General features: G+C 68.5%; 27 protein-coding genes. 21 read left to right on the forward strand and 6 right to left on the reverse strand.

Annotated features, from left to right (window positions below; translation table 11 throughout):
• Positions 1-2 precede the first annotated feature (2 nt).
• Both OHB24_RS42785 and OHB24_RS42790 read right to left on the reverse strand, forming a co-directional pair.
• Entirely contained in the window at positions 3-860 is an 858-nt protein-coding gene (locus OHB24_RS42785; protein ID WP_327636713.1) for an ABC transporter permease, read from the reverse strand.
• On the reverse strand, positions 853-1,860 hold the full coding sequence (locus OHB24_RS42790) for an ABC transporter permease (RefSeq protein ID WP_327636714.1): 1,008 nt from the start codon (positions 1,858-1,860) through the stop codon (positions 853-855). Before OHB24_RS42790 ends, OHB24_RS42785 begins: the two co-directional genes overlap by 8 nt.
• A 98-nt stretch (positions 1,861-1,958) precedes the next feature.
• On the opposite strand from OHB24_RS42790, the gene OHB24_RS42795 reads away from it, so the two are divergent.
• From OHB24_RS42795 to OHB24_RS42845, 11 genes are all read left to right on the forward strand, one after another.
• Complete coding sequence (locus OHB24_RS42795) at positions 1,959-2,756, forward strand: IclR family transcriptional regulator (protein WP_327636715.1); 798 nt, start codon at positions 1,959-1,961, stop codon at positions 2,754-2,756.
• A 17-nt stretch (positions 2,757-2,773) separates the two neighbouring features.
• The gene (gene pepE, locus OHB24_RS42800; protein WP_327636716.1) at positions 2,774-3,487 is read left to right on the forward strand and encodes a dipeptidase PepE; all 714 of its coding nucleotides are present in this window, start codon (positions 2,774-2,776) and stop codon (positions 3,485-3,487) included.
• Between the two features lie 61 nt (positions 3,488-3,548).
• Positions 3,549-3,926, forward strand: coding sequence for a VOC family protein (locus OHB24_RS42805; protein ID WP_327636717.1), 378 nt, complete (start codon positions 3,549-3,551; stop codon positions 3,924-3,926).
• Positions 3,927-4,159: 233 nt separating this feature from the next.
• Entirely contained in the window at positions 4,160-5,656 is a 1,497-nt protein-coding gene (gene zwf, locus OHB24_RS42810) for a glucose-6-phosphate dehydrogenase (protein ID WP_327636718.1), read from the forward strand.
• An 83-nt stretch (positions 5,657-5,739) separates the two neighbouring features.
• Positions 5,740-5,973: a hypothetical protein gene (locus OHB24_RS42815; protein ID WP_327636719.1), complete on the forward strand. Its 234-nt coding sequence runs from the start codon at positions 5,740-5,742 to the stop codon at positions 5,971-5,973.
• Positions 5,974-5,975: 2 nt separating this feature from the next.
• Complete coding sequence (gene frdA / locus OHB24_RS42820) at positions 5,976-7,718, forward strand: fumarate reductase (quinol) flavoprotein subunit (protein WP_327636720.1); 1,743 nt, start codon at positions 5,976-5,978, stop codon at positions 7,716-7,718.
• Between the two features lie 2 nt (positions 7,719-7,720).
• The gene (locus tag OHB24_RS42825) at positions 7,721-8,464 is read left to right on the forward strand and encodes a succinate dehydrogenase/fumarate reductase iron-sulfur subunit (protein ID WP_327636721.1); all 744 of its coding nucleotides are present in this window, start codon (positions 7,721-7,723) and stop codon (positions 8,462-8,464) included.
• Positions 8,461-8,841, forward strand: a complete 381-nt coding sequence (locus tag OHB24_RS42830; protein WP_327636722.1) for a fumarate reductase subunit C — start codon at positions 8,461-8,463, stop codon at positions 8,839-8,841. Before OHB24_RS42825 ends, OHB24_RS42830 begins: the two co-directional genes overlap by 4 nt.
• Positions 8,838-9,191, forward strand: a complete 354-nt coding sequence (gene frdD / locus OHB24_RS42835) for a fumarate reductase subunit FrdD (protein WP_327636723.1) — start codon at positions 8,838-8,840, stop codon at positions 9,189-9,191. Before OHB24_RS42830 ends, frdD begins: the two co-directional genes overlap by 4 nt.
• Positions 9,192-9,206: 15 nt before the next feature.
• Positions 9,207-9,977, forward strand: coding sequence for a precorrin-6A synthase (deacetylating) (gene cobF / locus OHB24_RS42840; RefSeq protein ID WP_327636724.1), 771 nt, complete (start codon positions 9,207-9,209; stop codon positions 9,975-9,977).
• Positions 9,978-10,033: 56 nt separating this feature from the next.
• Positions 10,034-11,587, forward strand: coding sequence for a carboxylesterase/lipase family protein (locus tag OHB24_RS42845; protein WP_327636725.1), 1,554 nt, complete (start codon positions 10,034-10,036; stop codon positions 11,585-11,587).
• Here the strand turns inward: OHB24_RS42845 and OHB24_RS42850 are convergent.
• Both OHB24_RS42850 and OHB24_RS42855 read right to left on the reverse strand, forming a co-directional pair.
• Positions 11,529-12,161 (reverse strand): TMEM175 family protein, encoded by a 633-nt coding sequence (locus OHB24_RS42850; RefSeq protein WP_327636726.1) that lies wholly within the window; start codon positions 12,159-12,161, stop codon positions 11,529-11,531. The two genes, OHB24_RS42845 and OHB24_RS42850, sit on opposite strands and share 59 nt — an antisense overlap.
• Complete coding sequence (locus tag OHB24_RS42855; protein ID WP_327636727.1) at positions 12,139-13,584, reverse strand: MFS transporter; 1,446 nt, start codon at positions 13,582-13,584, stop codon at positions 12,139-12,141. The genes OHB24_RS42850 and OHB24_RS42855 overlap by 23 nt, the downstream gene beginning before the upstream one ends.
• Before the next feature lie 125 nt (positions 13,585-13,709).
• Between OHB24_RS42855 and OHB24_RS42860 the strand changes: the two genes are divergently transcribed.
• Positions 13,710-14,645, forward strand: a complete 936-nt coding sequence (locus tag OHB24_RS42860) for a phosphotransferase enzyme family protein (RefSeq protein WP_327636728.1) — start codon at positions 13,710-13,712, stop codon at positions 14,643-14,645.
• A 1-nt stretch (position 14,646) separates the two neighbouring features.
• On the opposite strand, the gene OHB24_RS42865 is transcribed toward OHB24_RS42860, so the two are convergent.
• On the reverse strand, positions 14,647-15,129 hold the full coding sequence (locus OHB24_RS42865; RefSeq protein ID WP_327636729.1) for a MarR family winged helix-turn-helix transcriptional regulator: 483 nt from the start codon (positions 15,127-15,129) through the stop codon (positions 14,647-14,649).
• A 149-nt stretch (positions 15,130-15,278) separates the two neighbouring features.
• On the opposite strand from OHB24_RS42865, the gene OHB24_RS42870 reads away from it, so the two are divergent.
• The 9 genes from OHB24_RS42870 (at position 15,279) to OHB24_RS42910 (ending at position 23,615) form a co-directional block, all read left to right on the forward strand.
• Complete coding sequence (locus OHB24_RS42870) at positions 15,279-16,451, forward strand: MFS transporter (RefSeq protein WP_327636730.1); 1,173 nt, start codon at positions 15,279-15,281, stop codon at positions 16,449-16,451.
• A 10-nt stretch (positions 16,452-16,461) separates the two neighbouring features.
• Complete coding sequence (locus tag OHB24_RS42875; RefSeq protein WP_327636731.1) at positions 16,462-17,550, forward strand: precorrin-3B synthase; 1,089 nt, start codon at positions 16,462-16,464, stop codon at positions 17,548-17,550.
• Positions 17,547-18,176, forward strand: coding sequence for a precorrin-8X methylmutase (locus OHB24_RS42880; RefSeq protein WP_327636732.1), 630 nt, complete (start codon positions 17,547-17,549; stop codon positions 18,174-18,176). Before OHB24_RS42875 ends, OHB24_RS42880 begins: the two co-directional genes overlap by 4 nt.
• Positions 18,173-19,699 (forward strand): precorrin-2 C(20)-methyltransferase, encoded by a 1,527-nt coding sequence (locus OHB24_RS42885; RefSeq protein ID WP_327636733.1) that lies wholly within the window; start codon positions 18,173-18,175, stop codon positions 19,697-19,699. Before OHB24_RS42880 ends, OHB24_RS42885 begins: the two co-directional genes overlap by 4 nt.
• 78 nt (positions 19,700-19,777) lie before the next feature.
• Entirely contained in the window at positions 19,778-20,473 is a 696-nt protein-coding gene (locus OHB24_RS42890; protein WP_327636734.1) for a hypothetical protein, read from the forward strand.
• A 73-nt stretch (positions 20,474-20,546) separates the two neighbouring features.
• Positions 20,547-21,161, forward strand: coding sequence for a hypothetical protein (locus tag OHB24_RS42895; RefSeq protein ID WP_327636735.1), 615 nt, complete (start codon positions 20,547-20,549; stop codon positions 21,159-21,161).
• A 53-nt stretch (positions 21,162-21,214) separates the two neighbouring features.
• Positions 21,215-22,408: a N(5)-(carboxyethyl)ornithine synthase gene (locus OHB24_RS42900; RefSeq protein WP_327636736.1), complete on the forward strand. Its 1,194-nt coding sequence runs from the start codon at positions 21,215-21,217 to the stop codon at positions 22,406-22,408.
• A gap of 39 nt (positions 22,409-22,447) precedes the next feature.
• Positions 22,448-23,122, forward strand: a complete 675-nt coding sequence (locus OHB24_RS42905; protein WP_327636737.1) for an SDR family NAD(P)-dependent oxidoreductase — start codon at positions 22,448-22,450, stop codon at positions 23,120-23,122.
• Positions 23,123-23,132: 10 nt separating this feature from the next.
• Positions 23,133-23,615 (forward strand): 2,4'-dihydroxyacetophenone dioxygenase family protein, encoded by a 483-nt coding sequence (locus OHB24_RS42910; RefSeq protein ID WP_131346216.1) that lies wholly within the window; start codon positions 23,133-23,135, stop codon positions 23,613-23,615.
• Here OHB24_RS42910 and OHB24_RS42915 read toward each other — a convergent pair.
• A complete protein-coding gene (locus tag OHB24_RS42915; protein ID WP_327636738.1) occupies positions 23,605-24,483 on the reverse strand; it encodes a LysR family transcriptional regulator in 879 nt (292 codons plus the stop codon). The two genes, OHB24_RS42910 and OHB24_RS42915, sit on opposite strands and share 11 nt — an antisense overlap.
• Positions 24,484-24,523: the final 40 nt, after the last annotated feature.

Here is a 24,523-nt window from a genome sequence, read left to right on the forward strand (position 1 = left end):
TGTCATTTGCTGGTCCGCAGGCGCGGGTCGAGGACGTCCCGGAGGCCATCGCCGAGCAGGTTGAAGCCGAGGATCGAGGTCGCGATCGCCAGGCCGGGGAACGTGGTCATCCACCACTCGCCGCTGATGATGTAGCCGCGGCCGTCCGAGATGAGTACGCCCCACTCCGGGTCGGGCGGCTGGGCGCCGAGGCCGATGAAGCTCAGCGAGGCGGCGGTCAGAATGGCGTAGCCCATGCCGAGCGTGGCCCGGACCAGGATCGGCGCCAGTGCGTTCGGCACGATGTGCCGGATCAGGATGCTGCTCCCCGGCAGGCCGATCGCGTGCCCGGCCTCGACGAAGTCGCGCTCCCGCAGCGACAGCACCTGACCGTGCACGATCCGGGCGAACTCCGGGATCCCGACGATGCCGACGGCAACCATCGCGCTGACCATGCCCGGGCCGAGCGCGGCCGCGATCGCCATCGCGAGTACCAGTGACGGGAACGCGAGCAGCATGTCCATCAACCGCATCACCAGACCGCCGGCGCGACCGCGGACGAACCCCGCGAAGGCGCCCAGCGGTACGCCGATCAGCAGCGAGATAGCGATCGCGATCAGGCCGGTCCACAACGAGATCCGGCCGCCGGCCAGCACCCGCGTGAGCAGATCCCGACCGAAGTTGTCGGTGCCGAACGGGTGCGCCAGCGACGGCCCTTGGAGCAGAGCACCGGCGCCGGGCTGCGTTGCGCCGTACGGCGAGAGGCCGGACAGGAGTGCGCCGAGCGTCCACAGGGCGATGAAGACGAGGCCGACGACAGCCAGGCGATTGCGCAGCAGCAGGCTGAGGGTGGTCGTCGGGCGGGACTTGAGATCAGGCATCGGCGATCCTCGGGTCCAGGCGGGCGTTGACGAGGTCGACGACGAGGTTCGCCGCCAGGTAGACGACCGCGGCCACCAGCGTGAACGCCTGGACCGGCGCGTAGTCGGTGGCCAGCACGGACTGCACGACGTACGAACCGATGCCGGGCCAGGTGAAGACGGTCTCGGTGATGACCGCACCGCCCATCAGCTGGCCGAACTGCAGGCCGGAGATCGTGACGATCACCGGGGCGGCGTTCCGCAGCGCGTGTTTGAGGGTCACGACCGACGGCTTGAGGCCCTTGGAGACCGCCGTACGGACGTAGTCCTGACCGATCACCTCGAGCATCGCGGACCGGGTCATCCGCGCGATGATCGCCGTACTGCCGGTCGCCAGGCAGAGCGCCGGCCAGATGATGTGGGACAGCGCCGAGCGGAACGCCACGACGTCGCCGGTGAGCAGCGAGTCGACGAGGTAGAGACCGGTGATGCCGGTCGGCGGGTTGATACCCTCGGCCACCCGGCCGAGCGGCGCCGGCGCCCAGCCGAGCTTGTTGTAGAAGACCACGATCACCATCAGGCCGAGCCAGAACAGCGGCATCGACGCACCGAGCAACGAGAACACCCGGCCGGCGTGGTCGACGGGACGGTCGCGGCGCGTCGCGCTGATCACCCCGAGCGGTACGCCGGCCAGCAGCGCGATCACGAGCGCCACCAGCGCGAGCTCCACGGTCGCGGGCAGCCGGGACGCGAAGTCGGAGGCCACGCTGTGCCCGGTGTGCCAGGCGAAACCGAGGTTGCCGTGCAGCAGGTCCGAGAAGTACCGGACGAGCTGGATGTGCAGCGGCCGGTCGAGGCCCATGTCGGTGCGGATCTTCGCCACCACGCTCGGGTCGGCCTGATCGCCGGCCAGTGTACGGGCCGGATCGCCGGGCAGCACCCGGGTGAGCACGAAGATGCACACCACGACGCCGATCAGCGCGGGCAGCATCGCGGCCACGCGGCGCAGGACGAGGTTCATGCCGAAGAGATTCGAGGAGAACGCGCGACATCTGCAACGACTTCCCGTTATATGAGAGAGGAGATCGATAATTGGGCCATTGCGTTACTCTTCTGCGCGTGGATGACGACGTACGATCACCGCTGCAGACCGTCGACCGGGCGCTGCAGATCCTGATCTCGTTCTCCGAGCAGCGCCGGGACTGGGGTGTGATGGAGCTCGCCGACGAGCTCGGGATCGACAAGTCGTCGGCCCAGCGGCTGCTCGCGGCGCTGGCGTTCCGGGGATTCCTCCGCCCGGACCCGATCAGCCGCCGGTACAGCCTCGGCCCGACGATGTGGCGGATGGCGGCGCTGTGGGAGCGCACCGGCGGGCTGGCCGCGCTGGCCGACGGGGTGCTCGAGCGGCTGGCCCAGGACACCGAGCGGACGGCGACGTTCACGATCCCGGACGGTTTCCACGTGCGCTGCATCGCGGCGGTCGACGGCGGCGGCGGTCCACTGCGCAGTCACCCGCTGGTCGGTGACCTGTACCCGGCGCACGCCGGCGCGACGTCCCGTGCGTACTTCGCCTTCCTCGACCGCAACGAACGCCGCGCGCTGCTGTCCGGGCGGCCGTTCGCGCGGTTCACCGATCTCACCGAGGTCGACGAAGCCTCGCTGGAGCGGGTCTTCGAGGACACCGTGCAGACCGGCTGGGCATTCTCGGACGGCGAGTACGACGCCGCGACCCGGGCGATCGCTGCACCCGTCCGGCTCGGCCGCCGCCCGATCGGCTCGCTGACCGTGGTCGAGGGCAAGTCCGAGGAACTGCCCGGCGACATCCGGGACCACGTCCCACGGTTGCTGGAGGCAACCGAAGAACTGAGCAACCTGCTCGCGCACCGTACGCCGGCGGCCCGCACACGCCGTCGCTGACCAGTATTGGGGATCTTGTGGAACTGCTCCTGCTCTCGAACTCCGCCACGCACGGCCGGCCGTTCCTCGAGCACGCCGTGGACGCTCTGCGCGACATCCTGCGCGACGTCCGCGAGCTGGTGTTCGTCCCGTACGCGCTCGCCGACCACGACGGCTACACCGCGAAGGTGCGGACCGCTCTGGAACCGCTCGGGCTGTCCGTCGTCGGCGCCCACACCGATCCCGACGTACTCCGGTCGGCGAGCGCGATCTTCGTCGGCGGCGGGAACACCTTCCGGCTGGTGAAGACGTTGCAGGAGAGCGGACAGCTGGACGTGATCCGCGATCGCGTCCGCAGCGGGACGCCGTACCTCGGGTCGAGCGCGGGGACGAACCTGGCGGGGCCTTCGTTGCGGACGAGCAACGATATGCCGATCGTCCAGCCGCCGTCGTTCGAGACGCTCGGGCTGGTGCCGTTCCAGCTCAACCCGCACTACCTCGATCCGGACCCGCAGTCGACGCACCAGGGCGAGACGCGGGAGCTGCGGATCACCGAGTTCCTCGAGGAGAACGACGTACCGGTGCTCGGTCTGCGGGAGGGGACGTGGCTGCGGCTGCACGCGGACACACTCACTCTCGACGGCATCCCGGCCGGCGCCCGGCTGTTCCGGCGCGGTGCCGCACCGGAGGAGATCTCGTCCGGCAGCGACCTGTCCGAATTGCTGAAAGCCACTGCGGCGTACGACGTCTAGGCAGTACGGCGTACCCGGTCTAGCGTCGGGTCGTAGTGGCGTACCAACGGGAGGGGCTGCGATGACAGGGCGGATCGTGCACTTCGAGGTGCCGTACGACGACGGCGAGCGGGCGCGGGAGTTCTACCGCGAGGCGTTCGGGTGGAACCTGATGGAGATGCCCGGAATGGACTACACGATGGCGTCGACCGGACCGGTGAACGACCAGTCCATGCCGGCCGAGCCGGGCTTCATCAACGGCGGGATGTTCCAGCGCACCGCGGAGCTCAAGGGGCCGATGCTGACGGTCGACGTACCGGACATCGACGCGGCCTGGAAGACGATCGAGAGCCTCGGCGGCGAACGGGTCGGCGAGAAGCTGCCGGTCGGCGACATGGGCTTCGCGGCGTACTTCAAGGACCCGGAGGGCAACATTCTCGGTCTCTGGCAATCGGCCTGAGGGTGTCTGAGGACCCTGCGCCGTAGCGAGCAGGTGCTCGGTGCGGTGCATCGGCGTGCGGGGGCGAAGGTCTCGATGCGGAGCATCGTGGCCTTTGCGCCCGTGCGGCGAGGTGCCGTGCCGAGTGCCGCGCAGTAGGCGCAGGGTCCTCAGACACCCTCTTGCGCCTGGGCGTCACCGGAGGCACCTAGACTTCGAAGGGTTGGCTCCGGTGGCGTCCTCGGGAGGACTGAATGCCTGACCGTACTCAGACCATTGCGTATCCGGCGCCCGGGTCGCGGCCGTCACGACGGGACCCGGAGCCGTTGGCGCCGCATGTGATCGTGCTGTTCGGGGCCACCGGCGACCTCGCGAAACGCAAGCTGCTGCCAGGCCTGGCGTACCTGCAGCAGTCCAAGTTCACACCGGACGTGCGGGTCATCGGGACCGCCACCGAGGACCTGAGCAGCGACGAGTTCCGCGAGCGCGCGCGGAAGGCGGTCGAGACGTTCGGCACCCACAAGATGAGCGACCAGGAATGGGCGCAGTTCGCCGACCGGCTCGAGTACGTGCCGGTGACCGCCGGGCCGGACGCACTGGCGTCCGCGGTGAAGGCCGCCGAGGAGCAGCTCGGCCCGGACGCGCGCCGGCTGCACTACCTGTCGGTGCCACCGAAGGCGGCGCAGGCAGTGATCGCGATGCTCCGCGACGCCGGCCTCGTCGAACGCGCCCGGGTGGTCATGGAGAAGCCGTTCGGCGACGACCTGGCGAGCGCGATCGATCTGAACGACTTCGTCCACGAGACGTTCGACGAGGCGCAGATCTTCCGGATCGACCACTTCCTCGGCAAGGAAGCCGCGCTGAACATCCTCGCGTTCCGGTTCGCGAACGGCCTGTTCGAGCCGATCTGGAACCGGAACTTCATCGACCACGTGCAGATCGACATCCCGGAGTCGCTCGGCCTGGACCAGCGCGCCACCTTCTACGAGCCGACCGGCGCGTTCAAGGACATGGTCGTCACGCACCTGATGCAGGTGATGTCGTTCGTCGCGATGGAGCCGCCGACCGCCCTGGAGCCGCGGGCGATCTCGGAGGAGAAGAACAAGGTCTTCCGGTCGATGCTGCCGATCAACCCGGGCGACGTGGTCCGCGGGCAGTACTCCGGTTACCGCGGCGAGGAAGGCGTCGCGCCGGACTCGGACACCGAGACGTTCATCGCGCTGAAGGTGGAGATCGACAACTGGCGCTGGGCCGGCGTGCCGTTCTACCTGCGCACCGGCAAGAAGATGGCCGAGGGCCAGCGGATCATCTCGATCGCCTTCAAGGAGGCGCCGAAGACGATGTTCCCGGCCGGATCCGGCGTCGGCTCGGAGGGTCCGGACCACCTCACCTTCGACCTGGCCGACTCGTCGCGGGTGTCGCTGTCGTTCTACGGCAAGCGGCCCGGTCCGGGGATGCGGCTGGAGAAGCTGTCGATGCAGTTCTCCACCCAGGAGACCGGGAGCGCGGGCGACGTACTGGAGGCGTACGAGCGGCTGATCCTGGACGCGATGCGCGGGGACCACACGCTGTTCACCACGGCCGAGGGCATCGAATCGCTGTGGGACCGGTCCGCGCCGCTGCTCGAGGACCCGCCGCCGGTCAAGCCGTACCAGGCCGGGACCTGGGGCCCGAACGCGATCCACCAACTGATTGCCCCGCGCGCCTGGCGGCTGCCCTTCGAACGCGAGTGGCGCCAGGCCAAGGACTGACCCATTGCCGTCCTCGCCCGGTAGGCGCACTATCGAGGTGTGATGTAAGTCACGAACACCTCGGAGGGCGAGGAGGTGGGCGAATGACGGGGACCAAGACGCATCTCACTGGGGAACGTGCGCCCTGTGGGCGGCTCGGAGATGCGGACCGGAGCCAGGAAGACGACTTCGAGGGCTTCCGGCTCGACGACGTGCTGTTCGCCTGTGGGTGCCGGCAGATGCGGCACGAGTTCCATGACGGCAGTGTCCGGATCCGGACTGTGCGGCACGACGGGAAGATCCTGGCCGACGAGCACAGCGGCGATCACGAAGCCTGACCATGGCTGACTATCACGATGTGGTCGTGGTCGGAGGTGGCGGTGCCGGGTTGAGAGCTGCCATTGCGGTGGCCGAGACCAACCCGGCACTGCGCGTTGCGGTGATCTCGAAGGTCTACCCGATGCGCAGTCACACAGTGTCCGCCGAGGGCGGTGCCGCAGCGGTGGCTGCGCCCGACGACACGCTGGACGAGCACGTGTACGACACCGTGTCCGGCAGCGACTGGCTGTGCGACCAGGACGCCGTCGAGGCGTTCGTCGCCGAGGCTCCTCGGGAGCTTCTCCGGCTCGAGCACTGGGGCTGCCCCTGGAGCCGGCAACCGGACGGGAAGATCGCCGTCCGCGCGTTCGGCGGCATGAAGAAGAAGCGCACCTGGTTCGCGGCCGACCGGACCGGGTTCCATCTGCTGCACACGCTCTTCCAGACCGCGCTCTCGTACTCCGACATCGTCCGGTACGACGAGTGGTACGTCACCAAGATCCTGGTCGACGACGGACGCGCGTACGGCGTGGTCGCGATCGAACTGGCCACCGGGCGGATCGAGACCATCACAGCGAACGCGGTGATCCTCTGCACCGGCGGCTGCGGACGAGTCTTCCCGTTCACGACGAACGCCAACATCAAGACCGGCGACGGGATGGCTCTCGCCTATCGGGCCGGCGCCCCGCTCAAGGACATGGAGTTCGTCCAGTACCACCCGACCGGCCTGCCGTTCACCGGGATCCTGATCACCGAGGCGGCCCGGGCCGAAGGCGGGTGGCTGCTCAACAAGGACGGCTACCGCTACTTGCAGGACTACGACCTCGGTACGCCGACACCGGAACCGGTCCTGCGCAACATGGAACTCGGCCCACGGGACCGGTTGTCGCAGGCATTCGTCCACGAGGTGGAGAAGGGCCGCACGATCGATACGCCGTACGGGCCGGTCGTGAACCTGGATCTGCGGCACCTGGGGGCGAAGCTGATCGACGCCAAACTGCCGTTCGTGCGGGAGTTGTGCTCGAAGTACCAGAACATCGATCCGGTGACTGAGCTCGTCCCGGTGCGCCCGGTCGTGCACTACATGATGGGCGGGGTTCACACGGACATTCGCGGCGAGACCCCGCTCGACGGCCTGTACGCCGCGGGCGAGGTGGCCTGCGTCAGCATCAACGGCGCCAACCGGCTGGGCTCGAACTCGTTGCCGGAGTGCCTGGTGTTCGGCAACCGGGCCGGTCGCGCCGCCGCGGTGTTCGCGGCTCGCTATCACCGCGAAGTGCCGGCGTCGATCATCGCGCAGGGCCGGGACGAGGAGCGCCGGCTGACGGCGGAGCTGGGCCGGCGCGTCGAGGGCCACCAGCGGATCGCGGACATCCGGACCGAGATGCAGGCCACGATGGAGAACGGCGCCGGGATCTACCGGGACGGCGACTCGCTGACCAAGGCCGCGCACGAGTTGGCGGAGCTGCGGCTGCGCTTCCAGCACGCGGCGATCGACGACCACAGCACGGACTTCAACACCGAACTGATCGCCTGGCTCGAACTCGGATTCATGCTGGATGTTGCCGAGTGCATCATCGACAGCGCAGCGCTCCGGGAGGAGTCGCGCGGCGCGCACCAGCGGACCGACTTCCCGGCCCGCGACGACGAACGCTTCCTGGCGCATTCGCTGGTACGGCGCCAACCGGACGGATCCAGCCGCGTCGGGTACCTGCCGGTGACGATCACCCGCTGGCCGCCGGGCGAACGCGTGTACGGGAGATAGCGATGGCAACCGAGATCACGCTGGAAGTCGCGCGGTACCGGCCGGGAGTCGACACCGAGCCGGTGATGCAGTCGTACCAGGTCCCGCTGCGGGAGCACTGGGCGATCCTGGACGGCCTCACCTACGTGAAGGACCACCTGGACGGCACGCTGTCGTTCCGGTGGTCGTGCCGGATGGGGATCTGCGGCAGTTGCGGTATGACGGTGAACGGCGAACCCCAGTTGAGTTGCGCGACGTTCCTCACCGACTACGCCCCCGGTCCGATCCGGGTCGAGCCGCTGCACAACTTCCCGGTCGTCCGCGACCTGGTGGTCGACATCGACGACTTCATGACCAAGCTGCCGAAGGTCAAGCCGTGGATAGTCCGGGAGGTGCAGAGTCCGGTCGAGGAAGGCGAGTACCTGCAGACGCCCGAGGAGATGGACGAGTACCAGCAATTCAGCATGTGCATCAACTGCATGCTGTGCTACTCGGCCTGCCCGGTCTACAGCCTCGAACCGGACTTCCTCGGCCCGGCGGCGATCGCCCTGGCGCAGCGCTACAACCTCGACTCGCGCGACGAGGGCGCCGACGAGCGTCGCGACGTACTGTCCTCGCCGGAAGGGGTCTGGGCCTGCACCTTCGTGGGTGAATGCAGCGCGGTGTGCCCGAAGGGCGTGGATCCGGCCGGGGCGATCCAGCGCTACAAGCTGACCGCTGCGACGCAGTCGATCAAGGAACTGCTGATGCCGCGGAGCAAGCAGTGAGCGTCTACCAGCGGCCGATTCACCTGTTCTGGTGGCTCGAGCGGCGTGCGTACGTGCTGTTCGTACTGCGTGAGCTCAGCAGCGTCTTCGTCGCGTGGTTCGTGGTGTTCCTGCTGTTGCTGGTGAATGCGATCAGCGACGGCGCCGCGTCGTACCAGCGCTTCCTCGACTGGAGTGGGCAGTGGTGGGTGGTCGCGATCAACGTGCTCGCGATGCTGTTCGTGCTGCTGCACGTGGTGACGTGGTTCGGTCTGGCGCCGCGGGCGATGGTGATCAAGGTGCGCGGGAGCCGGGTGCCGGCGCGGCAGATCGTCGCCGGGCACTACCTGGCCTTGTTGGTGTTGTCGGCCGCCGTCACGTGGCTGGTGCTGCGATGAACCGCCGCCGCTCCCCCGAACCCCTGCTGTGGATGCTGTTCAGCTCCGGCGGCATGGTGGCCGCACTGATGGTGCCGGTCCTGCTGTTCCTGTTCGGCATCGCATTCGCCACCGGTCTGCTGTCGGCACCGTCCCACGCCCACCTGTACGCCGTACTGCACAATCCACTGACCCGCCTGGTGCTGTTCGGCCTGTGCACGCTGGCCCTGTTCCACTGGGCGCACCGCTTCCGCTACACCCTGTACGACGGCTTGCAGCTGAAGCGGTACGCCGTACCGATCGTGGTCCTGTGCTACGGCGGCGCCGTTGTGGGATCCGTCATCGCGGCCGGACTGCTACTGACCGTCTGACATAGGCTGCCGCGCATGCGGGAGATTGTGGTTGTTGGGGTTGGCGCCGGTGATCCGGAGCAGGTGACGATGCAGGCTGTGTCGGCGCTGAACCGGGTCGACGTGTTCTTCGTGCTGGACAAGGGCGAGGTCAAGCAGGAGCTGGTGGAGCTGCGGTCGGAGATCCTGCGGCGGTACGCGACGTCGAAGGAGTACCGGGTCGTCGTCGGGCGGGACCCGGAGCGGGATCGTACGACGTCGGCGTACGTCGAGGCTGTCGACGACTGGCGGCGGCGCCGGGCCGACGTGTGCGCGGACCTGATCGCGACCGAGCTGGGCGAGGACCAGGTGGGGGCGTTCCTGGTGTGGGGCGACCCGTCGCTGTACGACAGCACGCTGGCGATCCTGGACGACATCCTGGCGCGGGGCGAGCTCGCGTTCTCGGTCGAGGTGATTCCTGGGATCAGCAGCGTTTCGACGCTCGCCGCGCGGCACCGGGTCGGGCTGAACCAGGTCGGGCGGCCGATCCAGATCACCACCGGCCGACGGCTCGCGAAGGAGTGGCCGGAGGGGGTGGACGACGTCGTGGTGATGCTCGACGCACAGACCGCGTTCACCGAGCACGTCGATCAGGACGCCGACATCTACTGGGGCGCTTACCTCGGCACGCCCGACGAACTGCTGATCTCCGGCCCGCTCCGGGAAGTCGCGTCCGAGATCGAGAAGGTGCGAACCGAGGCGCGGGAAAGGAAAGGCTGGATCATGGACACCTACCTCCTGAGGCGACCAGGTAGACCAAAGTCTTAGGAGCTCTGGCCGCTGGACCGAAGTCGGATTGGAGTGGTGTGGGCGACGCTCCTGGCATGAAGAGACTCTTGGTGACTATGGCGGCCGCGTTGGCGCCGGTGGGGCTGTTGGTGGGCCTGGCCGGACCTGGTGAAGCGGCGCAGCAGAATGTTGTACGGATTGATAGCGGGCGGGTGGCCAGCAAGTCCGTCGGGGATGCGTTGGTGTATGACGGGATTCCGTACGCGGCTCCTCCGGTGGGTGCGTTGCGGTGGAAGGCGCCGCAGCCGGTGCAGCCGTGGACCGGCGTACGGGAGTCCAAGGCGGGCAGCGTGTGCGCGCAGCAGGCGAACTCCGAGGCGCCGGACGGTTCGACCGCCGAGGACTGCCTGTATCTGAACGTGACGACTCCCGCCAAGCCGTCCGCGAAAGCACGGGCCGTCGTCGTGTGGATCCCCGGCGGCGGGTTCTTCTCCGGCGCCGGCAGCAGCTACGAGGCGTCGAAGTTCGCCGCCCGCGGTGACGTGGTCGTTGTCACGGTCAACTACCGCCTCGGCATCTTCGGCTTCTTCGGGTACCCGGGCCTACCGGGCTCCGGCACGTTCGGCTTGCAGGACCAGCAGGCCGCCCTGCGCTGGGTGCAGCGCAACGCCGGCGCGTTCGGCGGCGACCCGCGCAACGTCACGGTGGCGGGTGAGTCCGCCGGCGGGATGAGCGTGTGCGCGCAGCTGACCTCCCCGACCTCCACCAGCCTGTTCGCGAAGGCGATCATGCAGAGCGGCTCGTGCGCCTTCAACTGGGCCGACAACAGCCAGTACCCGGGCCAGTCCGCTGACTCGCCCTGGGTCCCGGTCAGCCGCGTGCAGGCGAACGGCAAGGAGTGGGCCGACAGCAAGCACTGCACGACGCTCGACTGCCTGCGCGGCCTGAAGTCCGACGTGCTGGTGGACGACCTGCTCCAGTTCACGCAGATCGGGTACGGCGGGACTCCCGTCGTACCGTTCAGCCCGGCGAAGGCGATGAAGGCCGGACTGTTCCACCGGGTGCCGATCATCTCCGGGAACAACCACGACGAAGCGAACGGCTGGCTGGCCGCGTTCGGGGACATCAAGGACTACCCGGCGCTGGTGAAGAACATGGTCGGCGCGTCGAAGGCGGCTCAGGTACTGCGGCAGTACCCGCAGTCGCGCTACGAGTCGCCTGCTGCAGCGTGGGGTGCCGTGACGACGGACCGGATCTGGTCGTGCACACAGGTCGCGACGGACCAGCAGGCAGCTCGCAAGGTCCCGGTGTACGCGTACGAGTTCGCAGACAAGCACTCCCCGATCGCTGCGCCCGGACTGGGAGCCGCCCACGCCATGGAGCTCCCGTACCTGTTCCGGCTCGGCGGAAACGACTTCCCGATGTCGGAGACGCAGCAGAGGCTGTCGAACCAGATGATCGACTACTGGACGGCGTTCGCGCGGACCGGCAACCCGAACGGACCGGACCGGCCGCACTGGTCGCCGACCGGCGTAAAGGCCGTCAACGGGCTCTCACTCGCACCGACGGACCAGGGCGGCGTTCAGCGAGTCAATCTGACTGCTGAGCACCAGTGCGGGTTCTGGAGCGGCCTTTCCACACCCGCATGATGATCGGCGACAACAGCAGCAGGAACATCGCGTAGAAGTGCACGCCTGGCACCAGTGACGCCAGGAGGTACGCGACCATGGTCAACCCGGTCAGCATCAGGGAGCTCGCCAGCTCCTCTTTGCCGACCGGGTTGTCCGGGCTCTCCAACTCCCGGTGACCATGGACCATCCACGCGAGGGCGGACTGGCACACACTGAGCGCCAGGATCGTGCCGATGTAGAGACCGGCGGTGAACCGGTCGCTGGGGAAGGCACCGATGATCTCGGTCGGGAACGGCAGCACGACGATGGTGAGCAACCACAGCAGGTTCACCCGCATCATGGCCGGGGTGTACGCGCGGATGTGCTCGAACAGCCGGTGGTGCCCCAGCCAGAAGCTCGCGATCACCACGAAGCTCAGCAGGAACGTGAAGATCTCCTGGCGGTGCTCACTGAGCACGCTGACCGCGTCACCGCCCTCCGCCTTCACCTCAGGCACCAGGTCGACCAGCGGAAGCACCAGCAGCGTGATGGCGATCGCGACGACCGCGTCCGTGAACAGCACCAGCCGGTCAGGATCTCTCGACGTACTCACGGCCGCCAACACTAGCCGTCCGCCGGAGCAGGCTGACCGACAGCAGGAGGGCTGCCAGCACGAATCCGGCTGCTGCAAGCCAGGCGGCGCCGTAGCCGTCGCGTAGTGCGAGCAGGTCGCCGGCGCCTTCGGTGAGGCGGTGTGAGGTGGTGGAGGCGGCCAACGTGGCCAGTACGGCGGTGCCGACGGCTGCACCTGCTTGCTGGGCGGTGTTGTTGAGTCCTGAGGCCAGTCCGGCGTCGCTGGCGTCCGCACCGGACATGGCCAGCATGATCGACGCTGGGATGGCCACACCGATGCCGGCACCCATCACTGCGAGCACTGGTCCGACGTTGACGACGTACGAGCCGTCTACTGGTGCACGGCTGATCCAGAGCAGCGCCAGCATGAACACGACCAGTCCGGCGATCAGCATCTTGCGCGGACCGAAGCGGACAGTCAGCCGCGGCGCCAAGGACAGCGACATGAGCGCGTTCATCAGCGGCGCGGGCAGGAAGGCGAGGCCGGTGGTGAGCGAGTCGTAGCCGAGGACCCGCTGCACGTACAGCGCGGTGGTGAACTGGAAACCGAAGCCGGCTGCGAAGAGCAGTACGACCACACCGTTGGCCACGGTGAGTTGACGGCGACGGAAGATGCGCAGGGCAAGCAGCGGGTTCTTGATCCGCGCCTGGCGCACGACGAAGGCAGCCAGCAGCAGGATCGACGCAGCAGCCTGCACCAGCGTGCGAGTCAGCGTCGCCTGCGGTTCTGCGGTCTGGACGATCGTGTAGACGCCCAGGGAGAGACCTGCGGTCACCAGTACGGCGCCCAGTACGTCAGCACCGCCGGCGAGGCCGAGTCCAGGTTGGTGCGCGAGGAGCCGTACGGCGAACGCCAGTGAGACCACACCGATCGGGACGTTGATCAGGAAGGCCCAGTGCCAGCCGATGGTCTGGGTGATCACACCACCGAAGATGAGGCCGATCGACGCACCGCTGGCGGCTGTGAAGCTGTAGACACCCATGGCGCGCGCCTGCTCACCGGGAGCCGGATAGAGGCTCACGATCATTCCCAGGATCACTGCCGAGGCCAGTGCCCCACCGACACCCTGCAAGAACCTGCCGGCGATCAGCACCTCCGCACTGCCCGCCACCCCGCACAGCAGCGATGCCGCGGTGAACAACCCGAGCCCCGCGACGAAGACTCGTTTGCTCCCGATCAGATCCCCGATCCGCCCCGCCAGCAGCAGTAGTCCGGCGAACGCGATCAGGTACGAGTTCATCACCCACGCCAGCCCCGCCTGCGAAAAGCCCAGCTCCCGCTGAACCGTCGGCAACGCCACCGTCACCACGGTCCCGTCCAAGATGATCATCAACTGCATCACGCACAGGACGACGAGCGCCTTGCCCCGCGCCCGTACCCCCACCGACTCCACCACAGCCACAGCTCTCTCCTCAGTCCGTCGAATTGAAAAGACCATAGCAGATAGTTCTGTAGCAGACGATCTTTTATCGGATGACTCTCGAAAATGAGCTGCCCATTGCGCGGGGCCGCGCCTAGGGTCGCCGGATGAGGGACGAGCCGACCGAGATCTCGCGGGAATTGGTAGCCGGAATCCTGAAGGAGCATTGGGGATTCCAGGCCGACGACGTGACCTACGCGCCGGTGGGGTTCGGCAGCTACCACTGGATCGCCTCCGAGGCCGACGAGCCGCGCTGGTTCGTCACCGCGGATCGGGCCGGTGGGCGGGTGATCGAGGCGGCCATGCAGACGACCAAGGAGCTTGCCGACCGCGGCTACGAGTTCGTTGTGGCGCCGCTGCCGGATCGATCCGGTCGGCTGGTTCGCGCGGTGCTGCCGGGGTGGTCCCTGGTAGTCCTGCCCTACCTCGACGGATGGAGCACCGCAGACGGCGGTTGGGACGATCCGGCGGAGCGGGCACAGATCGCCCGGATCCTCGGCCGGCTCCACACGGCATCAGCCCCGGAAGCCTTGCAGCGCTGGGATTTCGCCATACCAGCCCGGGACACCCTCTTCGCAGACCTCGACCGCCCGTGGTCCACGGGCCCGTACGCCGAGCTCACTCGACTGCGGCTGGTCGGCGCGCTCGACCACGTTCACGGCGAGCTCGCGCGGTACGACGCACTGGTCCGCGAGATCGAGGCGTCGGACGACGCCTGGGTGGTGACGCACGGCGAGCCGCACAGTGCCAACGTCCTCCGCATCGCTGACGGCCGGATGCGCCTGATCGACTGGGGGACCGTGCGGCTCGCGCCGCGCGAACGCGACCTCAAGGCGGTCCTCGGCGGGCCGACCGACGTCCTCGCGGCCTACCAGGCGGAGGCAGGCCCGGTCAGCCCACGGGCCGCGGCGTTGGAGCTCTTCGACGTCTGGTGGGTGCTGGCCGAGATCGCGTCGTACGTCCAACTGTTCCGGGAGCCGCACGCCGAGTCGCAGGACAGCAAGCTGTCCTGGCAGGAACTGACGGAGTACCTGCCGGGCTAGTTCAGCCTGCGCGCTGGCGGGAGCGGCGGACCGGTTGGGCGGTGACGGGGGTGGCGAGGGGGCCCTCGACGAGGGTGGCTACTGCGTCGACGAAGGACTTGCGATGCGGGGCGGCGAGGGCTTCGAGGGCCTCGGCGTGGACGCGGTCGACGATCTGCTGGCCTGCGGCGGCGATGTCGGCGCCGGCGTCGGTGACGGCGATGATGCGGGCGCGGCGGTCGGTCGCGGAGGGCCGGCGTTCGGCGTACCCGGCCTTCTCGAGCGCGTCGACGGTGACCACCATCGTGGTCTTGTCCATGTAGGACAGCTCGGCGATCTGGATCTGCGTGCGTTCGGCCTCGAGGGCGTGCCGCAGTACGCACTGCATCCGCAGCGTCAGGCCGATCTCCGCCAGCGCCGCGGACAGCTGCGTCTCCAGGACGTGACCGGCGTGCGTGAGGTAGCCGGTGAGGTCGGGCACGGTACGTTCCGGAAGCTGCGCCATACCTCCGAGACTAGCTCGGATCATCTACCCAGAGATGATCCCGAGCCAGATCATTCCTCGCTCGCGGAAAAGCGACGGCTTGCTGGCCGGCGAGCGCGGTGTCGCGAAATCGCGAGCCGGGCGGCGTTGCGGGCAGTTGCCTGGGAGATATGACTGTTCTGACAACGCAGACCGCACCTCGAGCCGTCCAGTGGTTCGGGGTCGGCGCGGTGACGTTGGGGATCTTCGCGATCGTCACCACCGAGATCCTCCCGATCGGCCTGCTCGGCCCGATCGGCGCCGACTTCGCCTTGACCCCGGGCCGCACCGGCTGGCTGATGACGATGCCGGGGCTCGTGGCCGCTGTCGCCGCACCTGTGGTCACGCTCGCGACGGCTCGGCTGGACCGCCGCCTGATGCTCTGTGCCCTCATGGTCCTGCTGGCCGTGGCAGGCTTCCTCGCAGCAGCGGCACCGGTCTTCTGGCTCGAACTGGTGGCCCGGTTCTTCGTCGGCCTGACCATCGGCGGTTTCTGGTCGATCGGCGCGGGTCTCGCCGGACGGCTCGTCCCGGAGCGCTGGGCGCCGCGAGCGACAGCCGTCATCTTCTCCGCAGTCCCCCTCGGCTCAGTGCTCGGCGTACCAGCAGGCACGTTCGTCGGTGAGCTCGCCGGCTGGCGTACGTCGTTCGCAGCGCTCGGCGTACTCGCCCTACTGGCACTGGTCACACTGCGCACCACCGTCGCGCCACTTCCACCGTTGCAGGTCACCCACGCCGCAGTACTCCGCAAGGCCTTCCGCAGCAGCCGGACCGCCCTCATCGTCACCTGTCTGATCGTCACGGCACACTTCGCGACCTACACCTACGTCACGCCGTTCCTGCGCGAGGTGGTGCGTCCAGAGCTCATCGGCCTGTTCCTGCTCGTCTACGGTGCCGCAGGCCTGGTCGGCAACGTCATCGCGGGTCTGTGGGCAGCGCGCAACCTCCTCATCACCTTCGCCACCTGTGCCGCACTGATCGCCACAGCGACCCTCCTCATGCCAGTAGCGGGTCGCAGTACGGCGGGAGCGTTGCTGCTCCTCGTGGTCTGGGGACTCGGGTACGGCGGCGTACCGGTCTGCTCGATGAGCATGTTCGCGCAGGCCGTACCCGAGTCGCGGGAGGCAGCGACCGTGTGGTTCACCTCCTCGTTCCAGGCCGTGTTGTCGGCCGGGGCGCTACTCGGTGGGCTCGTGGTGGACGCGTGGTCGGTGCAGGCGGCGATGGTGGCCGGGGGCGGGTGCGCGCTGCTGGCGGTCGGGTTCCTGCTGTGGGCCAGAACACACCAGGTTCCGGGGACGTAGCATCACGGCTGTGGCGAGGACTGAAGTCGATCGATGCCCTGGTGTGCTGGCAGTGCACCAAGCGGCTGACGGCGGTCTCGCACGCGTCCGGCTACCCGGTGGACGGCTGACGGCGGCGCAGCTCGACGTACTGCGTCTTGCTGCCGCTGACCTGGGTGACGGGCGGCTGGAGCTCACGTCGCGGGGCAACGTACAACTCCGCGGACTGCAGGCCGACGGGCCGCGGGACCTGTCGGATCGGCTCTTTACCGCCGGTCTGCTGCCGTCGATCGCCCACGAACGCGTCCGCAACATCCTGGCGTCACCACTCTCCGGTCTGGACCAGCAGTCGAGGTACGACGTACTTCCTGTAGCCGCTGCCCTGGACCAGGCGCTGTGTGATCGCCCGGCCCTGGCTGACCTGCCGGGGCGGTTCCTGTTCGCGCTGGACGATGGACGCGGGGATCTGGCCGAGCTGGCAGCCGATGTGACTGTGAGGGCGGTCGACGAGCGGACTGCCTTGCTGAGCCTCGGGACCCGTGGTGTGCGGGTGGAGTGGGACGTGGTGCCGGAGCTCATGCTGGCTGCGGCTGAGGCGTTTCTGGCAGTGCGTGACCAGGAGTGGCGCATCGCTGAGCTCGCCGGCGGCGAGGAGTTGGTCCTGGAACGGCTTGGGCTGCGGGCGACTGAGGCGCTGCCAACTGAGACCACGCGGGTGGTTGCTGGAGTGCATGGGGCGGCTCTCGTTGTCACGGTTCCGCTCGGGAGTTTGACGCAGGAGCAGGCTGCTGCGTTGGCGCGGGTTGGTGATGAGGTTCGGATCACGCCGTGGCGCTCTGTTGTGGTGCCGGCGGGTAGCGCTGGTCTGGAAGAGGTCGGGTTGGTGACCACACCCGATTCCATCTGGGAAGGTGTCACGGCCTGCGCAGGTCAGCCGGGGTGTGCGAAGGCACTGGCAGATGTGCGCGCGGACGCGACCAGGCTGGTAGGTGGGATGGCGCGAGTGGTTGGGCGGGTGCACTGGTCGGGTTGTGAGCGACGCTGCGGGAAGCCGGGTGGCGAGTTCGTGGATGTTCTTGCGGTAGGCAACGGTTATCTGGTGGACGGGGAACGGGTGTGAGTTTCGAGTACGAGCGGGACGGCGCGGAGATCTACCGGCGGTCGTTCGCGACGATCCGGGCTGAGTCGGCGCTCGACGGGCTGCCGGCCGACGTGGCACAGGTCGCCGTACGGATGATTCACGCGTGCGGGATGACCGATCTGGTCGCCGATCTCGCCTGGTCTCCGAACGTGGTGAAGAACGCCCGGACTGCGCTCCAGAGCGGCGCACCGATCGTGTGCGACGCGCAGATGGTCGCGGCCGGTATCACCCAGCGACGGCTCCCGGCGGACAACGAGGTGATCTGCACATTGCAGGACCCGCGCACGGTCGAGCTGGCTCAGCAGTTGGAGACCACGAGGAGTGCTGCTGCCGTTGACCTCTGGCTGGATCGTCTGGAAGGCGCAGTTGTTGCTATCGGCAACGCGCCGACGACGCTGTTCCGGTTGCTCGAGGTAATCGCGGGCGGCGGTCCACGTCCGGCGGCGGTGCTGGGCATTCCGGTCGGGTTCATCGGCGCAGCAGAGTCCAAGGAAGCCCTGGCAGCGAACGAGCTCGGGCTCGAGTACCTCGTCGTTCGAGGAAGGCGGGGTGGCAGCGCGATCACCGCCGCCGCCATCAACGCGATTGCGAGTGAGACAGAGTGACTGGTCGGTTGTGGGGGGTCGGGCTGGGGCCTGGGGATCCTGAACTGGTGACGGTCAAGGCGGCTCGGTTGATCGGGGCTGCGGACGTGATCGCGTTCCACAGCGCGCGGCACGGGCGGAGCATCGCGCGGTCGGTCGCCGCGCCGTACCTGACGCCCGGGCAGCTCGAGGAGCACCTCGTCTACCCGCTCACCACGGAGACGACCGACCACCCCGGCGGATACCAGGGCGCGATGGACGACTTCTACGCCGACTGCGCCGCACGACTCGCCGCGCATCTCGACGCCGGCCGGGACGTGGTCGTCCTCGCCGAGGGCGATCCGCTGTTCTACGGCTCGTACATGCACATGCACAAACGCCTCGCGGACCGCTATCCGTGCGAGGTCGTCCCCGGCGTCACCTCGGTCAGCGCCGCAGCCGCCGTACTCGGCCGCCCACTCTGCGAGCGCGACGAGATCCTCACGGTCCTGCCCGGCACCCTGCCACCCGACGTACTGGCGGACCGCCTCCGCTCGACCGACGCGGCCGCCGTGATGAAGCTCGGCCGCACGTTCGCAGGGGTCCGCGAGGCCTTCGAACTCGCAGGTCGCGCCGACGAGGCCTGGTACGTCGAACGCGCGACCACCGACGCCCAGCGCACAGCACCGCTCAACGAGGTCGACCCGGACGAGGTCCCGTACTTCTCCCTCGCCCTCCTCCCCAGCCCCATCAACAACACGTTCGCCGCCCCGGTGACCAAGACCGCCACCGAAGGCTCCGTCACCGTCGTCGGCCTCGGACCGGCCGGGCCGGAGTGGATGACTCCGGAGGTACGCGCCGCGATCGCCGGTGCGGACGACGTGATCGGCTACACGACGTACGTCGACCGCCTGCCGGACCGGGCCCGTCAGCGTAAGCACGGCTCGGACAACCGCGTCGAGTCGGAGCGGGCCGCGTTCGCACTCGATCTGGCCCGCAAGGGCTCCACAGTGGTTGTGGTCTCGTCCGGTGACCCAGGTGTGTTCGCCATGGCCAGTGCGGTCACAGAGATCGCAGCGGAGCCGGAGTACGCCGACATCGCCGTACGGGTGCTGCCTGGCATGACAGCCGCACAGGCGGTCGCCAGCCGGGTCGGAGCGCCGCTGGGACACGACTACTGCGTGTTGTCGCTGTCGGACCGGCTCAAGCCATGGGAGGTGATCGCTCAGCGCCTGACCGCGGCAGCGCAGGCAGACCTGGCGATAGCGATCTACAACCCCGCCTCCAGGTCCCGTACCTGGCAGGTGGAGGCGACCCGGGACCTGTTACTGGAGCACCGCTCCCCCGGTACGCCGGTCGTGGTCGGACGCGACGTGGGCGGGCCGAAGGAGGCGATCACCGTGACAACACTGGCGGAACTGGATCCTCAAACGGTTGACATGCGGTGCCTGCTCCTGGTCGGCTCGTCACAGACCCGTACTGTGCCTCGGCCGGCCGGCTCACTGGTGTTCACTCCGCGCCGATACCCGGCGACGGTGAGTGAGGACACCCCAGGAGTCGGTTAAATCAGCGCTCCGGCCGTGTCAGGCGCAGTACGGACGGGTAGGGACCGCCCCGAACCGACCTGTGAGGAGCCTGCGGAGATGAGTCAGCAGTACCCCGGCGACACCGCCACGATCACCACGCCCGCCGGCGACGCCAGCACGCAGAAGTACGAGGAAGCGCGCGCCGCCGCGAGCCGGGCGATGAGCACGATTTCGATCCCCCCGGAGCAGCCGCTGCGCACGCCCCCGGCAGCTGCGGCTGAGCCGGACGTCGATCCGGACCTGCTCTCGTACCGCGGGTTCAAGTTCGGTGCGGCGTTCTTCGGGTGGCTGATCGCGATCTCGATGTCGGTGCTGCTGATGGCCGCCGTGGCCGCGGCCGCGCTCGGCACCGCCGAGATCCTGGACTACACCACCAGCGACGCGAAGGCCCAGCCCGGCGCGGCGTCGCTCACCGCGGCAGGTGTCTCGATCTTCATGCTGACGCTGGCGTTCTACATCGGCGGGTACGTCGCGGGCCGGCTGGCTCGCTTCGACGGCGGACGGCAGGGCTTCGGCGTCTGGATGATCGCTGTGCTCGTCGGAGTGCTCGCCGGCGGCGCCGGTTGGGTGCTGGACAGCCAGTACGGCCTGGTCGACGACATCAACTGGCCGAACGTGACACTCGCCGACAACACCCTTCTGCTCGGCAGCATCGCCGCAGCAGCCACCCTGCTGATCCTGACGCTGCTGGCCGCGATCCTCGGCGGCAAGTCTGGCAGGCGCTACCACGACCGCATCGACCAGCTGCTCTGAGTAAACGGGTCCGTCGGTTTCTCGCCGGGTACCGGGGAGGTACACGGGGCTTGTCCGACGAGGAGAAGCTGACATGACCCAGCAGCAGCATCAGGAAGACACACGTGTTGACAAGCTCGGCCCGTCCGAGCTGTACGAGGAGGAGCGGAGCGCCCCGCCCGTCCGGGACCGGGTACACAGGCGCTCCACAGGCGGCGGAACGTTCTACGGCTGGCTGGTCGCGATGGGCCTGGTCGCGCTCCTGACCGGGATCGCCGGCGCGATCGCGGCGGCCGTCGACTACGCGGCCACCTTCGACTGGTACGACGCCACGAGCAGCGCGAACACCGCCGGCACGATCGGGATCGTGTCCGGTGCGGTCCTGCTGCTGATCCTGGCGTTCGCCTACTACCACGGCGGGTACGTCGCCGGCCGGCTCGCAGGATCCGGTGGCGCCCTGCACGGGATCGGCGTCTGGCTGGTCGGTGTCGTCGTCACCGCGGTCGCCGCCGGGCTGGCAGCGCTGGCGGGCACGCAGTACGACGTACTGGACCGAATGAAACTCCCGTCGGTGCCGATCGCGGACCAGGCGCTGACGACCGGCGGGCTCATCGCTGTGGCCGCTGCGGCACTGGTCACGCTGATCGCGGCCGTGGTCGGCGGAATGGCCGGCAGACGCTACCACCGCATCGATACCAGCGCAGACTGAACCAGCCCTGCGGTGCACTGTGCTAGAACAGGCAGTAACCAAAGGGGCCCTACGTGGACCAGTTAACGCTCGGCGTCATCGGTCGTTCCCGCAAGGAGAACGAACATCGGCTACCGATCCATCCGCACCACTTCGAGCGGATCGACGAGGATCTGCGCCAGCGCATCTTCCTCGAAGCCGGGTACGGCGAGCGGTTCGGGATCTCCGACGAGAACCTGGCGAAATCGGTGGCCGGCGTGGTCTCCCGGGACGAGCTGATCGCGGTCGCCGATGTCGTGGTGCTGCCCAAGCCGCAGCCCGAGGATCTCGCCGGGCTGCGGCCCGGGCAGACCCTCTGGGGCTGGCCGCACTGCGTCCAGGACGACGAAGTCACGCAGCTCGCGATCGACCGCCGGCTCACGCTGATCGCGTTCGAGGCGATGAACCACTGGACCTCCGACGGCCGGTTCAGCCTGCACGTCTTCCACAAGAACAACGAGCTCGCCGGGTACTGCTCAGTGCTGCAGGCGCTCGAGCTGATCGGCTCGACCGGCGACTACGGCCGCCGGCTACGGGCCGTGGTGATCGGGTTCGGCGCGACCGCCCGAGGAGCCGTCACCGCGCTGAACGCGCACGGTGTGCACGACGTCGACGTACTGACCGGGCGCGATGTGGCCGCCGTCGGCTCACCGATCCACTCGGCGCGGATGGTCCAGTACGACCAGGACGAGGTCGAGCCCGGCGCCGCCCTCGATCCCCGCCGCAGCCACGCGTTGCTGGAGGACGGCCGGGTGCCGCTGGCCGGATTCCTGGCCGAGCACGACGTGATCGTGAACTGTGTGCTGCAGAACCCGGACGCACCGCTGACGTTCCTGATCGAGGAGGATCTCGCGCAGTTCGCGCCGGGCAGCCTGATCGTCGACGTCTCCTGCGACCTCGGCATGGGGTTCAGCTGGGCCCGGCCGACCGGGTTCGACGACCCGACGTTCGTGGTCGGCGACAACATCACGTATTACGGCGTCGACCACAGCCCGTCGTACCTGTGGAACTCGGCGACCTGGGAGATCAGCGAGGCCCTGCTGCCGTTCATCCGCACCGTGCTCGAAGGTCCCGCCGCCTGGCATGCCGACCCCACCATCAGCCGGGCGATCGAGATCGAGGCCGGCACCATCCGCAATCCCGGCATCCTCTCCTTCCAGAACCGCTCCCCCGACCATCCCTACCCGCATCTCGAGCCTGCGGATCGGGCTGATCCGGTTTCCGGGTGACGCTGGCCGCACGCACGAGGGACCGTCAGGCTGGGCGGCATGACACGGACCGCGCTGGTCGTCGGAGGAACGAGCGGGATCGGTGCGGCCGCGGTACGGCGGTTCGCCGCGGACGGACTGCACGTCGTCGGGGCGGGCCTCGGCGCAGGCCCTGAGCAGGTCGAGCTGGATCTGCGGGTCGACGGGTCGGTGGAGGAGTTGATCGGGTCGCTCGAGCGTCTCGACGTACTGGTCAACGCGGCCGGCATCATCCGGCGGGGTGACGAGCACAGACCGGACGTGTTCCGGGAGGTGGTGGAGATCAACCTGACCGGAGCGATGCGGGCAGCCGAGGCGGCGCACGACCTGCTCGCAACGAGCGGGGGCTGCATCGTCAACGTGGCGTCGATGCTGAGCTATTTCGGTGGACCGCAGGTTCCGGCGTACAGCGCGTCCAAGGGCGGGATCGTGCAGCTCACCAAGTCGCTGGCCGTCGCGTGGGCGGCGGACGGGATCCGCGTGAACGCGGTCGCACCCGGCTGGATCGCCACCGACCTCACCGCCGCGCTGCAGTCCGACCCGGTCGCCTCCGACCGGATCCTGTCCCGTACGCCGATGGCCCGGTGGGGCACGCCCGACGAGGTCGCGGGCGTGATCGCGTTCCTGTCCGGCCCGGACGCGGGCTTCGTCACCGGCGCCGTCGTACCCGTCGACGGCGGCTACCAGAGCATGTGAGGAGAACTCGATGATCCCGGTATCCGCAGGTGTCCCGGCAGAGATCGCTGTGCAGGCGGTGCCCGACGATGAGCGGCTCTGGGTGCCGCAGGCCCCGGACGTGTGGTTCCGGCCGCTGATGCTGAACACGGTCACCGGCCAGTGGTGCAACCTGCTCAAGGTCACCCGGGCCGGCATCGTCTCCCGGCACCGGCATCCGAGCGCGGTCTTCGGCTACGTGATCAAGGGCAAGTGGCAGTACGACGAGCACGACTGGGTCGCCGACGCCGGCTCGTTCGTGTACGAACCGCCCGGCGAGATCCACACGCTCCGCGTTCCGGAGGAGTGCACCGAGATGATCACGTTCTTCAACATCTCCGGCGCGATGATCTACGTCGACGAGGCCGGCAACCAGACCGGCTACGAGGACACGTTCACCAAGATCCAGCTCTGCCGGGATCACTACGGCGCAAACGGTCTCGGCGCCGATTACGTGGACCAGTTCATCCGCTGACCTTCCGGACCGCCTCGATGACGGTGTCGAGGGCGGGTGACGCGGGGCGGTCGCGCCGGGTGAACAGCGCGACCTGACGTTCCACGCCCGCGTCGTGGATGGGAACCAGGCGGACGCCGTCCAGGTTGGCCGTACTGACTGCGAGCTCGTTGGTGACGCCTACGCCGAGGCCGTGGCGGACCAGCGACAGCAGGGTCTGCGGCTGGTTCGTGCGGAAGGCGGACTCGGGGCTGAGGCCCTTCGAGGCGAACGCCAGGTGCGACTCGAACTGGCGCGGGCCGTCGCTCTCCCCGATCGAGATCAGTGGTAGCTCGGCGAGCTGCTCGAGACCGACTGACTCGTGGGCGGCGAGCGGATGGCGCTCCGGAAAGACTGCGGTGAGTGGCTCGCGCCAGAGGACCTCATGGACCAGGGACTCGTCCGCGACCAGCGGGTGCACCGGGCGGATGGCGAGGTCGATGTCACCACGGACCAGCGCGGCCTCGAGGTCCACGCTCGGCCCTTCGACCAGCAGCAGGCGGACGCTGTCCGGCAGCCGTCGTACGACCTGTGGGAACAGCCAGGCCGCAGCGCTCGGGTAGGCGCCGAAGCGGACGGCTCCCCCGGCGGACAGGTTCTGCACGCGCCGCAGGATCTCCTCTGCCTGCGGGAGCAGCGCGCGTCCCTCGGGAGTGAGGCGCGGCGGGTGGGCCGTGCGGTCGAAGAGCTGTACGTCGAGCGCACGTTCGAGCTCCGCGATGTGCTCGCTGATCCGGGACTGGCCTCGGTACACCGCCTTCGCAGCGGCGGAGAACCCGCCGTACCGTGCGACTGCGGCGAAACTGACGAACCAGTCCATCTTCACGCCATACATCGCGCCGAGATCCATGGTCGTCCACGGTAGCCGGGAAGACGCGGGCCGGGTCCGG

The organism is Kribbella sp. NBC_00482, assembly GCF_036013725.1.
Lineage (GTDB): Bacteria > Actinomycetota > Actinomycetes > Propionibacteriales > Kribbellaceae > Kribbella.

Excerpts from the sequence above, each read along its gene's own strand:
- OHB24_RS42785 (WP_327636713.1), bottom strand. The coding sequence starts at position 860 with ATGCCTGATCTCAAGTCCCGCCCGACGACCACCCTCAGCCTGCTGCTG.
- OHB24_RS42790 (WP_327636714.1), bottom strand. The coding sequence starts at position 1,860 with ATGAACCTCGTCCTGCGCCGCGTGGCCGCGATGCTGCCCGCGCTGATC.
- OHB24_RS42805 (WP_327636717.1), top strand. The coding sequence starts at position 3,549 with ATGACAGGGCGGATCGTGCACTTCGAGGTGCCGTACGACGACGGCGAG.
- zwf (WP_327636718.1), top strand. The coding sequence starts at position 4,160 with ATGCCTGACCGTACTCAGACCATTGCGTATCCGGCGCCCGGGTCGCGG.
- OHB24_RS42815 (WP_327636719.1), top strand. The coding sequence starts at position 5,740 with ATGACGGGGACCAAGACGCATCTCACTGGGGAACGTGCGCCCTGTGGG.
- frdA (WP_327636720.1), top strand. The coding sequence starts at position 5,976 with ATGGCTGACTATCACGATGTGGTCGTGGTCGGAGGTGGCGGTGCCGGG.
- OHB24_RS42825 (WP_327636721.1), top strand. The coding sequence starts at position 7,721 with ATGGCAACCGAGATCACGCTGGAAGTCGCGCGGTACCGGCCGGGAGTC.
- frdD (WP_327636723.1), top strand. The coding sequence starts at position 8,838 with ATGAACCGCCGCCGCTCCCCCGAACCCCTGCTGTGGATGCTGTTCAGC.
- cobF (WP_327636724.1), top strand. The coding sequence starts at position 9,207 with ATGCGGGAGATTGTGGTTGTTGGGGTTGGCGCCGGTGATCCGGAGCAG.
- OHB24_RS42845 (WP_327636725.1), top strand. The coding sequence starts at position 10,034 with ATGAAGAGACTCTTGGTGACTATGGCGGCCGCGTTGGCGCCGGTGGGG.
- OHB24_RS42860 (WP_327636728.1), top strand. The coding sequence starts at position 13,710 with ATGAGGGACGAGCCGACCGAGATCTCGCGGGAATTGGTAGCCGGAATC.
- OHB24_RS42865 (WP_327636729.1), bottom strand. The coding sequence starts at position 15,129 with ATGGCGCAGCTTCCGGAACGTACCGTGCCCGACCTCACCGGCTACCTC.
- OHB24_RS42870 (WP_327636730.1), top strand. The coding sequence starts at position 15,279 with ATGACTGTTCTGACAACGCAGACCGCACCTCGAGCCGTCCAGTGGTTC.
- OHB24_RS42890 (WP_327636734.1), top strand. The coding sequence starts at position 19,778 with ATGAGTCAGCAGTACCCCGGCGACACCGCCACGATCACCACGCCCGCC.
- OHB24_RS42895 (WP_327636735.1), top strand. The coding sequence starts at position 20,547 with ATGACCCAGCAGCAGCATCAGGAAGACACACGTGTTGACAAGCTCGGC.
- OHB24_RS42905 (WP_327636737.1), top strand. The coding sequence starts at position 22,448 with ATGACACGGACCGCGCTGGTCGTCGGAGGAACGAGCGGGATCGGTGCG.
- OHB24_RS42910 (WP_131346216.1), top strand. The coding sequence starts at position 23,133 with ATGATCCCGGTATCCGCAGGTGTCCCGGCAGAGATCGCTGTGCAGGCG.
- OHB24_RS42915 (WP_327636738.1), bottom strand. The coding sequence starts at position 24,483 with ATGGATCTCGGCGCGATGTATGGCGTGAAGATGGACTGGTTCGTCAGT.